The organism is Gordonia sp. (in: high G+C Gram-positive bacteria) (assembly GCF_012515855.1).
Taxonomy (GTDB): domain Bacteria; phylum Actinomycetota; class Actinomycetes; order Mycobacteriales; family Mycobacteriaceae; genus Gordonia.
Genome location: NZ_JAAYXO010000076.1, coordinates 18,252 through 30,108, shown reverse-complemented (window position 1 = coordinate 30,108; position 11,857 = coordinate 18,252). Strand labels below are relative to the sequence as shown.

Genomic DNA, 11,857 nt, shown 5'->3' with positions numbered 1-11,857 from the left:
GCCACCAGCAGGAGCAGCAGGCCGCCGGCCCCCTGCAACGCCGGGATCCCGATGTGCAGGTACCCGAGAATCGCGCGACCGCCGACGGCGAAGACGGTCACCACGAACAGCGACACCAGCGGCGCCTGCCAGGCGGCCTTGCGTCGATACTCGGGCGAGCGTCGACCGACCAGCGACAGGAATACCGGAATCTGTCCCGGCGGATCCATGATCACGATCAGCGTGATCGCTGTCGCGGAGAATACGGAGACGTCGAATGACACGGACTGAGTGTAAGCGCCGTACGCCGGGGGTCGCTAAGGTCGACCTGTGCCGTCCATGCCGAGAATGCTGCAGCCGGGAAACCGCGGGCAGGGTAAGCAACCGGGTCAGCCGCTCACCGGCCCCACGCCCCCGGTCCCCGTCGCCCGCGCCGTGGTCGACTGCGCCGTCTACATCGACGGACTCCGACAACCCACCGGCACCGACTTCCGCTCGGCGCTCGCCCTGGTCCGGAAGACCGGCAGCGGTTTCGTCTGGCTCGGCTTGCACGAGCCCGACGAGCGGCAGATGGGCGACGTCGCCGAAGCATTCAATCTGCACCCGCTGATGGTCGAAGACGCGGTGCACGCTCATCAGCGTCCGAAACTGGAGCTGTACGACGACACCCTGTTCCTGGTCCTGCGGACGGTCAAGTACATCGACCACGATGACGACGAGGTCGCCAACGACATCGTCGAGACCGGCGAGATCATGGTCCTCGCCGGGCGCGATTTCGTCATCACCGTTCGCCACGGCGACCACACCCACCTCGCAGGCGTCCGTGCCCGACTCGAAGCACGCCCCGAGCATCTGAAGTTCGGCCCCGCCACGGTGGTGCACGCCGTCGCCGATCGCGTCGTCGACACGTACGTCGCCGTCGTCGGCGAGATGGAGTCCGACGTCGACGAACTCGAGGAGAGGGTGTTCGCGGCGTCGCCGCGCGATCTCGACATCGACGTCGTCTACCTCTTCAAACGCGAGGTGCTGGAACTCCGGCGCGCGGTGCACCCGCTCGCCTCCCCGCTCAGTCTGCTGTCCGGGAACAGGCCGATGGCCGAGTCCGCCGCGCTGCCCCCGTCCAGCAAGGAGATCCGCCGCCACTTCCGCGACGTCGCCGATCACCTCACCATGGTGAACGACCTCGTCACCGAGTACGACGAGCGTCTCACCACGCTGCTGAACGCCGCGGCCACCAAGGTCAGTACACAGATGAACACCGACATGCGGAAGATCTCGGCGTGGGCCGGCATCGCCGCCGTGCCGACGGCCGCCGCGGGCATCTACGGCATGAACTTCGACTTCATGCCGGAACTTCATATGCGGTACAGCTATCCGATCCTGCTGATCGCCCTGTTCACCGTATGCTTCACCCTCTGGCGGATCTTCCACAAGCACCACTGGCTGTAGTCCGGCACGGCGTGTGGTTGTTTACCCGGAGCGGGTAACGAACTCCATCTGGGGAAATCTCCGGGACTGTCCACAGTGGCGACGACCGCCTGTCGCTGCCCCGTCCGGACGACCAGACTGCTCTCATGGGGGATATCGACGTCGCGCTCGCGCGCCTGGATCACGTCATCAGGGATCAGGACGGCGCGATCGCACGCGCCCAGGTCATCGACTGCGGTCTCGACTCGGCGTTCGTGCGACGACGACTCCGATCGGGGCTGTGGCAACGCATCTATCCGGGCATCTACCTGACGCACACCGGCGCGTTGGCTTGGTCCCAACGCGCGTGGTGCGCGGTCCTCGACGCCGCCCCGGCCGTCCTCAGCCACGGATCGGCCCTGCGCGCCGCAACCAGCGGGGACTATGCGTTGTCCGACGACGTGCCGATCCACATCACCGTCGCCGCCGGTCGCAAGGTCACAGCGCGGAAGGACGTCGTCGTTCACCACCGGTCCCTGCTGCCCCGGCAGATTCACCTCAACCTGCTTCCGCCCCGGATCCGTCTCGAAGAAGCGGTGCTGGATGTCGCGGCCGCGGCACCCGACGACATGCGGGCCGTCGCGTGCCTCGCCGACGCTGTCCAAGCTCGACGCACCACGCCCGACCGCCTCCTGGCGGCGCTCGCCGACCGGCACCGGATACGACGCCGCGCCCTTCTCCACACGGTGCTCGGCGACATCCGTGACGGGGCCTGCTCGGCGCTCGAACACACCTACCTGACGCGCGTCGAACGGGCACACGGACTTCCCCGAGGAATACGCCAGTCGCCGACAGAAGTCGGCCGACCGGGCTTCCGCGACGTGAAGTACCCGGAGTTCGGTCTGGTCGTCGAACTCGATGGACTGGCGTTTCACGACGACGCCGTGTCACGAGATCGCGACCTGGAACGGCACCTCGACGCCGCAGCGTTCGCTGCACTCCGCACCATCCGACTCGCCTGGGGCCAGGCGCACATCCGATCGTGCGCGACGGCCACCAAAGTCGGACGGATCCTGCAGAACCACGGATGGTCGAGCCAACCCCGCCGGTGCACGTCGCCGACCTGCGCCGTGAAGCCGCCCAATGTGTAGCTCGTTACCCGGAGCGGGTCACAACCTCCACAACAGAGCGCGGACAGCTGCTACTTCGGCGTGACGGCCGTCCGCGCCGGGTCGGTGACGTCGGTTCCCGCCTCAGTCCACGCGGCGCGCAGCTCGTCGGCGCCTTTAAGACGGACCCACGCGGCCTCGTTCGCGGTGATCGGGACGGCGCGCAGGAATCGCACCGGGTCGGCGGGGTCGTCGAGCGGCAGGTCGGCGATGCGACTGTCCGCGGTCAGCAGAAACGCCGAGCAGATGGCACCGGCCCAGAGCGGCTCCTGCAGGTCGATCAGCGAATCGGCCTCCAGGATCAAGCCCTCCACCGCGGGTGCGGCCGCCAGCATCGCGAGTGACTTGTGCAGCCCCTGCAGCGGCATCGTCGCCCGCATCGTCAGGGTCACCTCGGCACGCGGGCCGCGGACCGGGTCGGGGGCGAAGTCCGACGGGTCGTGCATCGGATGGCGCGCGCAGCCGACGGTCGCGAACACCACCTCGTCGCCGTCGACGAACCGCAGGACGTCGATCGGCTCCACCCCGAGGAACGTCACCGACGCCCGCTGAGGCGTCGAGCCGACGACCGTTGACACATGCGCGACCACCCGATCGGCGACCGATCCCGAAGACGAACTCACCCCACCAGTCAATCACGGGTGGGGTGAGTGCGATTCACGCGAGAGCGGCGCCGGCCCGTCGCCGGTCAGCGCAGGCTGACGCCGGTGGCGGTGTCGAACACGTGCAGCCGCTCCGGATTGAGCGCCAAGGTGAGGTTGTCGCCTCGCCGCGCCTGCGTGTACGGCGACAGGCGCGCGACCTTCTGACCGCCCGCCGTGCTGGACCCGAGGTCCTCAGCCAGCTGGGTCAGCACCTGGTTCGCACTGTCCGGAGCATTCCAGCCGAAGTACACGTACTTGTCCGAGCCCATCGACTCGACGAGGTCGACGGTGATCGGGAACGACAGGAACCGCGAGAGCTCGGCTTCGTGCGTCAGCGCGGCGTCGACGAGGTGCTCGGGACGAATGCCCAGCAGCACCTCACCGTTGGAGCCCGCTTGACGGGCTCGGGCGGTGAGCTGCTCGTGGTCGCTGAACGCGATGTGCCCGATCGCCGTGTCGACGCCGGTCGCCGTGAGCTGTCCCGGCAGGAAGTTCATGGCGGGCGAACCGATGAAGCCTGCGACGAACAGGTTGGCCGGGTGGTCGTACAGTTCCTGCGGCGCGCCGACCTGCTGGACGTAGCCCGCGCGCATCACGACGACGCGATCGCCGAGGGTCATCGCCTCGGTCTGGTCGTGCGTGACATACACCGTGGTGGTGCCGAGCCGGGCCTGCAGCGCGGCGATCTCGGTGCGCATCTGGACGCGCAGCTTGGCGTCGAGGTTCGACAGCGGCTCATCCATCAGGAAGGCATTGGGCGTCCGGACGATCGCGCGGCCCATCGCGACGCGCTGCCGCTGACCGCCCGACAGGTTGGCCGGCTTGCGGTCGAGGTGCTCGGTGAGGTCGAGCATCTTTGCGGCGTCGTCGACCCGGCGGGCGATCTCGGCCTTGTCGACCTTGGCCAGGGTCAGCGGGAAGGCGATGTTCTCGCGCACCGACATGTGCGGATACAGGGCGTAGCTCTGAAAGACCATGGCGATGTCGCGGTCCTTCGGCGCCGTCTCGTTCATCCGCGTGCCGCCGATGCGCAGCTCGCCCGAGGTGATGTCCTCCAGGCCCGCGATCATGTTGAGGGTCGTCGACTTGCCGCAGCCCGACGGTCCCACCAGGATCACGAACTCGCCGTCGGCAATGGTGAGGTTCACCGAGTGCACGGCCATCGAGCCGTCCGGGTACTGCTTGGAAACGTTCTCCAGAACGATGTCGGCCATGGGTTATCCCTTCACCGCGCCGGAGGTGAGACCGGCCACGATACGACGTTGGAAGAAGAGCACGAAGATGATGATCGGAATGGTGATCACCACGGCTGCGGCCGCGATGGCACCGGTGGGTTCCTCGAACTGACTGCTGCCGGTGAACTGCGAGATCGCCACCGGGGCGGTGATCGCGTTCTCCGTCGACGTCAGCGACAGGGCCAGGAGCAGGTCGTTCCAGGCGAAGATGAAGACCAGGATCGACGCCGTGACGACGCCGGGCGCGGCCAGCGGCACGATGACCCGGCGGAACGCCTGGGCAGGCGTCGCGCCGTCCATCTGGGCCGCCTTCTCCAGGTCCCACGGGATCTCGCGGAAGAAGGCCGACAGCGTGTAGATCGCCAGCGGCAACGCGAACGCGATGTACGGAAGGATCAGGCCGAGCCAGGTGTCGAACAGGCCGAGGCGGCGCTCGATGTTGAACAGCGGTGTCACCAGCGAGATCTGCGGGAACATCGCGATCAGCAGGGCGGCGCCGATGAGCAGCTTCTTACCGCGGAATTCCAGGCGCGCGACGGCGTAGGCCGCCATGGTGCCGAGGACGACGGCGATGAGCGTGGTGATCAGGCCGATGCCGATCGAGTTGATCAGCGCCGACGTGAACGCGCTGGTGTCGAAGATGCCCTTGTAGTTGTCGAGCGTCCACTCGCGGGGGATGAAGTTGCCGTCGGTGACACTGCCGGTCGGCTTGAACGACAGGCTGATGATCCACCACAGCGGAATGATCGCGTACAGCACCACCAGGATATTGGCGACGGTCCAGCCGACTTTGCGACGAATATTCGCGTCCATCAGTGGTTACCTCCCCTCGTCGTCGGAACCCGGGGCGGCGGTGCCGAACCCCTTGATGAACACGAACGCGATGATCGCGACGCACAGGAAGATCAAGATGCTGATCGCCGATCCGACGCCCAAGTTGAACGCCTTGAACAGGTTGTCGTAGCCGAGCATCGACACGGAGCCGGTTCCGTTGGATCCGGCGGTCAGCACGTAGATGTTGTCGAAGATGCGGAAGGCGTCCAGCGTGCGGAACAGCAGCGCGACCAGGATCGCCGGCTTCATCAGCGGCAGAATGATCTTGAACAGACGGGTCCACGCTCCGGCGCCGTCGAGCTGAGCCGCTTTCAGCAGCTCATCGGGAACCAGCGCCAGTCCGGCCAGCAGCAGCAGCGCCATGAACGGCGTGGTCTTCCAGACCTCGGCCAGAATGATGATGAAGAGAGACGGCCACTGCTCGGTGAGCGGCGCGGCGTCGTCCGGCAGCAGGTTCGCCAGATAGCCAGTCCCCGGGGTCCATGCGTAGTACCAGGAGAACGCGGCCGCCACGGTCACGATGCCGTAGGGAATCAGCACGACGGTCCGTACCGTTCCCCGACCGAACAGCGTTCGGTGCATCACCAGTGCGATCGCCATGCCCAGCACCAGTTCGATGAGCACCGACACCACGGTGATGAACGCCGTGACGCCGAATGCCGACCACCAGTAGCCGTCGGACAGCACCGTCGCGTAGTTGGAGAGTCCGACGAACTCCTGCTCGTCGGGCGCGGTCAGCGTCGCCTTGTTCAACGACAGCCAGAACGCGTAGAGGATCGGATAGCCGGTCACCAGCGCCATCACGATGGCAGCGGGAGCGATGAGCCAGTACGCGAGCCGTCGCTCGGAAGACTTGCGTCCGGTCGACTTCGGCTGCGGCGTCGCCGCCTGGGCCGGAGTGGGACCGGTGTCGAGGATCTCTGACATCGAACCTCCAATCGTGCCGGTGCCGACCGGCTGGGGTGTCGCGCCGACGGCGATCGGCTCGGGCTGCGCGAACTCCGAGGCACGCTCCGCCGGTTGCGGTACCGGAGCGGGTGTCGCGTACTGGGCGCTCTCGTACTGCGGTGTCTCGTACTGCGGGCTCTCGTACTGCGCGCTCTCGTATTGGGGCGTCTCGAAACCGGGCGGCGGACCCGCCGGAGTCGACGACGGCGGCGCGACCCACACGTCGGAGTGCACCGACGGCGTGCCGTCCGCGGACGGCACGTCAGCGGGACTCACGGTGTCGGCGTCCTCCTCCCGGGAGTGCCTCCCGGGCGAGCTGTCGGGAACCGGTTCGTTGGGACTGAGCCCGTAACCTCCCGGCGTGGTCTCGTCGGGCGACTGGTCATCGGTCACGGGATGATCCCCTCACCGTCGATCGCGCGTTGCACCTGCTCGGCGAGCTTGTCGACCATGGTCTCCGGGTCCCAGCCGCCGACCGGCGCCAGCGTCGCCGTGATCAGCGTCGAGATCGCCTGGTACTGCGGCGAAGCCGGACGGGTGGCACCCGCGTCGTCGAGCGCCTTCCGGATGTCCTGCCCCATCGGGTACGCGAGCTTGAAGTCCTTGTCGTCGTAGATGGCGGCGATGGTCGGCGGGGTACCACCCGACACCGCGTACATCGTCTGGGCTTCCTTGCTCGTTAGGCACTGGCCAGCCTCGAAGGCCAGATCCGGCTGCTTGGACGTCGACGCGACCGCAAGATTCAGACCGCCGATCGCCGACCGCGCGGGCTTGTCGGTGAAGACACCCGGGTAGGGAGCGAAATTGAACCGGGTCTGCATCTTCTTGTTGATCGGTGCGAGTTGCGCGTCGGTCGGCGGATTCTCCTCGTCGGTCAGCTTGTCCGCGAACGGCGCGAGCACATCCTTGAGGAAGGCGACGTCGCCGGTGGCGCCGTTGGTGCGCGCCGAGGCCCAGACGAACGGCCAGTTGACCTCGAACGCCGCCTTACCGGTCTCCATGCCGAGGCGGGCGGTGCCCTCGTCGGACTGGGTGATCGACGGGTCGTGGCCGGGCGCGGTCGCGACGGCCTTCATCACCTCGAGCGCCTTGAGCGTGGCCGCCCGATGCTCCGGGGTGTCGTTGAGCGTCACCTTCGACGCATCGTTCGGGTCGAGCACCGTGCCGCCGGCGCTGGTGAGGAGGGAGTTGAACCACACCATCAGGCCCTCGTACTGCTTAGCCTGAACCATGATCCAGCTGGGCCCGCCCGCATCCTTGATGGCCTGCGTGTCCGACAGCATCTCGTCCCAGGTCTTGGGCGGCTTGACGCTCCCGAGGGTCTCCTTCATCAGATCCGGTCGGTACCAGAGCAACTGGGTGTTGGTCCACATCGGCAGCGCGTACAGGCGCTTCTCGGCGTCGTCGGGCGTCTTCCACATCGCCGTCTCGACCGGGCCGCGCAGATTGGTCTCCTCGACCTCGGCAGCGAGATCGTCGGGCACCGGCACCACCCAGCCCGCGTTGGCGAACTCGGCAGTCCAGACGACGTCCATCGCCATCAGGTCCATCGTCTGGTCGTTGCCCGCGAGTCGCCGCGCCAACTGCAGTCGTTGATCGTCCGCGCTCTTCGGAAGCACGTTGGCGTTGATGCGGTACTTGCCGCCGGACTCGTCCGTGCACGTCTGCGCCATCTGCTTGACGAAGTCGTACCCGTCAGCGGCAGCGTAGACGTTGAGCACGCCCGCCTCGTATCCGGAGGAGCAACCGGCGAGAATCGGCGCGGCGACAGCGGCGGCCGCCGCCGCTGCCGACAGCCGGGTGACCAGCCTGCGTCGCCTGCGACCCGGGGATTCGCCTGGATTTCCTAGTGGCGAGGAATAGCCCTTGCTCATTCGCTGCCAGCCTCCTACCTTCGGCCCTCGTCTTAAGAATCAGCTGTGAAAGCTGATGTGGGCCTTAGGTTATCCCACGAGTAGGTGACATAGCGCACACGAGGTGCACATCAGCGCCGGTCGTGTCGGGAGTCGGCCCGGGAGGTCGCCGGCGGATCGGCGAACGTGCGAGGCCAGAAGGCTAAATCGCGAGTTTGGCGAGCATGTCGCGAGCCTTCGTGGCGTTGCGCGGGTCGCAGAGCACGTCGTAGCGACCGGCCACCAACTGCATCGTGGAGGTGAAGTCCCGCTGTCCCCGCGTAGCCGCGTACGGGATCGCCGTGCTGATCAGACCGAAGACCATGCCTGCCACCAGACCGAACACGATCGGCGTCCAGCTGAAGCCGACGATCAGCGTCATCAGCAGACCGAAGAAGCCGCCGAGCCACGCGCCCGAGGCCAGCCCGCCGTAGATCACCTTGCTCCAGGTGAGCCTGCCGAGCACTCGCTCGACCTGCATCAGGTCCACGCCGACGATGGTGATGTCGGCGACCTGAAACTCGTTGTCGGAGAGGTAGTCAACGGCGCGCTGCGCTTGCGCGTACGTGTCGTACGAGCCAACCGGCCACCCCTTCGGCGGCGTCGGCAGGCCCGGAGTCTGTCGCATCGGATTCGTCATTTCGGCTCCAGAGTTCAGATGACTTTAGGCTTGACGCATGACGCCCGCCCTCAAGGTCTTTGTTGCCAGACTAGTCGGCCTCGTGGTGCTCGGCCCCGACGGCGAGTCGATCGGCCGTGTCCGCGACGTCGTCGTGTCGATGCACATGCCGGGCAAACAACCGCGGGTGCTCGGCTTGGCCGTGGAGTTGACGACGCGACGACGCATCTTTGTTCCGATGCTGCGCGTGACGTCCATCGAGCCGGACGCCGTCACCCTGACCACCGGACACGTGAACCTCCGGCGGCTGCGTGTGCACCCCAACGAGGCGCTGGCCGTTGGACAACTCCTCGACACCCGGGCTCGGACCGACGACCCCGACTACCCGGAACTGCACAACGAGGACCTGACGGTCGTCGACCTCGCGATCGAGCGGACTCGGACACGCGACTGGGTGGTTAGCCGGGTGGCGCTGCGGACCACTCGCAAAGGTCTGCGGCGCCGCGGCGAGACGATCGTCGTGGAATGGCGGCATGTTCGCGGGATGAACCGACTCGAACTGTCCCGCCCGGGGCAGGGCGTCGAGATGGCTCTCGCACAGTTCGAGGACATGCGTCCGGCCGACGTGGCGAACGCGCTGCGCGAACTGCCCGCCAAGCGCCGCAATGAGATCGCCGCCGCCTTCGCCAACGAACGCCTCGCCGACGTCCTGCAGGAGATGCCGACAGACGACCAGTCGGACATCCTCGGCAGCATCGAACCCGACCACGCCGCCGACGTCCTCGAGGCCATGGACCCCGACGACGTCGCCGACCTGATGGGCGAGCTGCCGCAGGCCGAGGCCGAGGCGTTTCTGGCACGCATGGATCCCGAGGACTCCGAATCGGTCCGCCGACTGCTGCTCCACTCCCCCGACACCGCGGGCGGCGTGATGACGCCGGAACCGCTGATCGTCACCGCGAATGCGACAGTCTCGGAAGCTCTCGCGCGGGTTCGCGACCCCGACATCAACTCGGCCGCGGCCAGCATGGTGTTCGTCGTCCGACCGCCCACGAACACCCCCACCGGCAAGTTCCTCGGCGCCGTGCACACCCAGGCGTTGCTTCGGGAGCCGCCTGCCAACCTGGTCGGCGGCATCCTCGACACCGAGATTCCGCGACTGACGCCTGCGGATCCCCTGGATAAGATGGCCAGATTCTTCGCCACCTACAACCTGGTGTGCGCGCCAGTCATCGACGAGGACAGTCACCTCGTCGGGGCCGTGGTGGTCGACGACCTCCTCGACGCGATGCTGCCGAGCGATTGGCGCGAGACCGACATGGAAGGGACCGATCAGTGAGTCCAGTCGGTCGTCACCTCGACACCCCGGCCACACGTCGTTCGAGATTCAACGTCAACCTCGACTCCGATGTCATCGGGTACTACAGCGAACGCGTCGCCCGCTTCCTCGGCACCGGCCGCTATCTCGCCATCCAGACCGTGGTGGTGATCGTCTGGATCTTCCTCAACGCGGGGATCTTCGCGTTCGGGTGGGACCCCTACCCGTTCATCCTGCTCAACCTGGCGTTCTCGACGCAGGCCGCCTACGCCGCCCCGCTGATCCTCCTCGCTCAGAACCGTCAAGAGAACCGCGACCGAGTCTCACTGGAGGAGGATCGAGCCCGCGCCGCACAGACCAAAGACGACACCGAGTTCCTGGCACGCGAACTCGCCGCCGTCCGCCTGGCCGTGGGCGACACCGTCACCCGCGACTATCTGCGTCACGAACTCGACGACTTGGTCGACGACCTGCTCGACCGCCTCGAGGAGCGCGCTGCGAAGCGAGAACGAGATCCGTCATGACCGAATCGGACTTCGCATGTATGCTTGCTCACAGTCGACCGGGGGGATGATCGCAGAGTCTCTCCGCATTCGATGCCAACGACACGCGAGTGGAGCAAAGATCGCCGATGGGGATGAGATTCCGGGGGGACAACCCGAAACGCGTACGCGTCACACGGCGCGGCCTCGCCGCAGGCACCACGGCCGCAGCGCTCGGCGCCATGGTTCTCGGGGGAACCGTTTCGAGCGTTGCGCCCCAGCACTCCGCGCTCCCCACCTCCACGTCGCAGTCCTCGGTGGACCTCGCGGGCGACCGGACCGCGCTCGCCGCTGCTGAGGTGGCCAACACCGTCCCCTCGAACGCCGCCCAATTGGTCGGATTCGCGCCTCCCGCGGATCCGTCGATCGTCGACGGCGCGGCGCAGTTCCGACTCGCCGCCAATCTGCCCGCAGGCCCCCTGGGCATTCCCGGAATCGTCCTCAAGGCCTACAAGCTGAGCGCCAAGCGCGTTGCCGCCGAGACCCCGCAGTGCAAATTGCCGTGGTATCTGCTCGCAGGCATCGGACGCATCGAGTCCGGCCACGCAGGCAACGGTAACGTCGATGTCTTCGGCAACACCCGCACGTCGATCCGCGGACCGGTCCTGGACGGCAGCCTCGCGGGGAATGCCGTCATCACCGACAACGACGGCGGCAAGCTCGACGGCGATGCGCGCCATGATCGCGCGATGGGGCCGATGCAGTTCATCCCCAGCACCTGGGCCTCGTGGGGAAGCGACGGCAACGGTGACGGCAAGGCCAACCCGGACAACATCTTCGACGCCACATTCTCGGCGGGCCGCTACCTGTGCTCGGGCGTCACCGACATCATGGCCGCGCCGACCCGCGTCAACAACATCCTGCGCTACAACCGTTCGGTCGCCTACGCGAACAACGTGCTCGGCTGGGCGGCCGCCTACGCCGCCGGCGTGATGCCGACGACCCCGATTCCCGAGATGTCCGCCGGCGAGCCCGAGAAGAACGATAAGGATAAGGACAAGCCGAAGCGGGACCGCAAGGACGAGCGACCGGACGCGACCACCGGGCCCTCGAGTCAGAAGCCCTCGACGCCGCCGAGCAAGACCAAGCCGAAGCCGCCGTCGAACTGCATCGGCCCGATCTGCCTGCCGCCGGGCGTCGGTCCGGCCCCGCAGCCGTCGCCCAAGGCCAAGCCCCAGTCGAAGTCGACGCCGAACCGTCCTGCCGCATCGAAACCTGCTGAACCGCGCTGAGCCGCCAGCGGCGCAACACCCGGGCGAGGCTATGGTTG

General features: G+C 67.0%; 12 protein-coding genes. 5 read left to right on the top strand and 7 right to left on the bottom strand.

The genetic code is table 11. From position 1 onward, the window contains the following. Window positions 1-263, bottom strand: a 263-nt coding sequence (locus GX543_RS05485) for a MarC family protein (RefSeq protein WP_290850390.1), incomplete at its 3' end; no start/stop codon positions are given. Window positions 264-318: 55 nt separating this feature from the next. Between GX543_RS05485 and GX543_RS05480 the strand changes: the two genes are divergently transcribed. Then, window positions 319-1,428 carry a magnesium and cobalt transport protein CorA gene (locus GX543_RS05480; protein WP_290850389.1) on the top strand — a complete coding sequence of 370 codons (1,110 nt, stop codon included), beginning with the start codon at window positions 319-321 and terminating at the stop codon, window positions 1,426-1,428. 125 nt (window positions 1,429-1,553) lie between these two features. Then, window positions 1,554-2,537: a type IV toxin-antitoxin system AbiEi family antitoxin domain-containing protein gene (locus tag GX543_RS05475; protein WP_290850387.1), complete on the top strand. Its 984-nt coding sequence runs from the start codon at window positions 1,554-1,556 to the stop codon at window positions 2,535-2,537. A gap of 50 nt (window positions 2,538-2,587) precedes the next feature. Here the strand turns inward: GX543_RS05475 and GX543_RS05470 are convergent, their stop codons facing one another. The 6 genes from GX543_RS05470 to GX543_RS05445 form a co-directional block, all read right to left on the bottom strand. Then, window positions 2,588-3,178, bottom strand: coding sequence for a suppressor of fused domain protein (locus GX543_RS05470; RefSeq protein ID WP_290850386.1), 591 nt, complete (start codon window positions 3,176-3,178; stop codon window positions 2,588-2,590). Between the two features lie 65 nt (window positions 3,179-3,243). Continuing rightward, window positions 3,244-4,413 carry a sn-glycerol-3-phosphate ABC transporter ATP-binding protein UgpC gene (gene ugpC / locus GX543_RS05465; protein ID WP_290850384.1) on the bottom strand — a complete coding sequence of 390 codons (1,170 nt, stop codon included), beginning with the start codon at window positions 4,411-4,413 and terminating at the stop codon, window positions 3,244-3,246. A 3-nt stretch (window positions 4,414-4,416) separates the two neighbouring features. Continuing rightward, window positions 4,417-5,247 (bottom strand): carbohydrate ABC transporter permease, encoded by an 831-nt coding sequence (locus tag GX543_RS05460; protein ID WP_290850383.1) that lies wholly within the window; start codon window positions 5,245-5,247, stop codon window positions 4,417-4,419. A 6-nt stretch (window positions 5,248-5,253) separates the two neighbouring features. After that, window positions 5,254-6,609: a carbohydrate ABC transporter permease gene (locus tag GX543_RS05455; RefSeq protein ID WP_290850381.1), complete on the bottom strand. Its 1,356-nt coding sequence runs from the start codon at window positions 6,607-6,609 to the stop codon at window positions 5,254-5,256. Beyond that, window positions 6,606-8,090 carry an extracellular solute-binding protein gene (locus GX543_RS05450; RefSeq protein WP_290850379.1) on the bottom strand — a complete coding sequence of 495 codons (1,485 nt, stop codon included), beginning with the start codon at window positions 8,088-8,090 and terminating at the stop codon, window positions 6,606-6,608. Before GX543_RS05450 ends, GX543_RS05455 begins: the two co-directional genes overlap by 4 nt. A gap of 181 nt (window positions 8,091-8,271) precedes the next feature. After that, window positions 8,272-8,748, bottom strand: a complete 477-nt coding sequence (locus GX543_RS05445) for a general stress protein (RefSeq protein ID WP_290850378.1) — start codon at window positions 8,746-8,748, stop codon at window positions 8,272-8,274. Between the two features lie 37 nt (window positions 8,749-8,785). On the opposite strand from GX543_RS05445, the gene GX543_RS05440 reads away from it, so the two are divergent. From GX543_RS05440 to GX543_RS05430, 3 genes are all read left to right on the top strand, one after another. Continuing rightward, window positions 8,786-10,066, top strand: a complete 1,281-nt coding sequence (locus GX543_RS05440; protein WP_290850377.1) for a CBS domain-containing protein — start codon at window positions 8,786-8,788, stop codon at window positions 10,064-10,066. Beyond that, window positions 10,063-10,569 (top strand): DUF1003 domain-containing protein, encoded by a 507-nt coding sequence (locus GX543_RS05435; protein ID WP_290850375.1) that lies wholly within the window; start codon window positions 10,063-10,065, stop codon window positions 10,567-10,569. Before GX543_RS05440 ends, GX543_RS05435 begins: the two co-directional genes overlap by 4 nt. A gap of 107 nt (window positions 10,570-10,676) precedes the next feature. Beyond that, window positions 10,677-11,819, top strand: coding sequence for a lytic transglycosylase domain-containing protein (locus GX543_RS05430; RefSeq protein ID WP_290850374.1), 1,143 nt, complete (start codon window positions 10,677-10,679; stop codon window positions 11,817-11,819). Window positions 11,820-11,857 lie beyond the last annotated feature (38 nt).

Coding starts and splice junctions, on each gene's coding strand:
- GX543_RS05450 (WP_290850379.1), bottom strand. CDS start 8,090: ATGAGCAAGGGCTATTCCTCGCCACTAGGAAATCCAGGCGAATCCCCG.
- GX543_RS05475 (WP_290850387.1), top strand. CDS start 1,554: ATGGGGGATATCGACGTCGCGCTCGCGCGCCTGGATCACGTCATCAGG.
- GX543_RS05460 (WP_290850383.1), bottom strand. CDS start 5,247: ATGGACGCGAATATTCGTCGCAAAGTCGGCTGGACCGTCGCCAATATC.
- GX543_RS05440 (WP_290850377.1), top strand. CDS start 8,786: ATGACGCCCGCCCTCAAGGTCTTTGTTGCCAGACTAGTCGGCCTCGTG.
- GX543_RS05480 (WP_290850389.1), top strand. CDS start 319: ATGCCGAGAATGCTGCAGCCGGGAAACCGCGGGCAGGGTAAGCAACCG.
- ugpC (WP_290850384.1), bottom strand. CDS start 4,413: ATGGCCGACATCGTTCTGGAGAACGTTTCCAAGCAGTACCCGGACGGC.
- GX543_RS05445 (WP_290850378.1), bottom strand. CDS start 8,748: ATGACGAATCCGATGCGACAGACTCCGGGCCTGCCGACGCCGCCGAAG.
- GX543_RS05430 (WP_290850374.1), top strand. CDS start 10,677: ATGGGGATGAGATTCCGGGGGGACAACCCGAAACGCGTACGCGTCACA.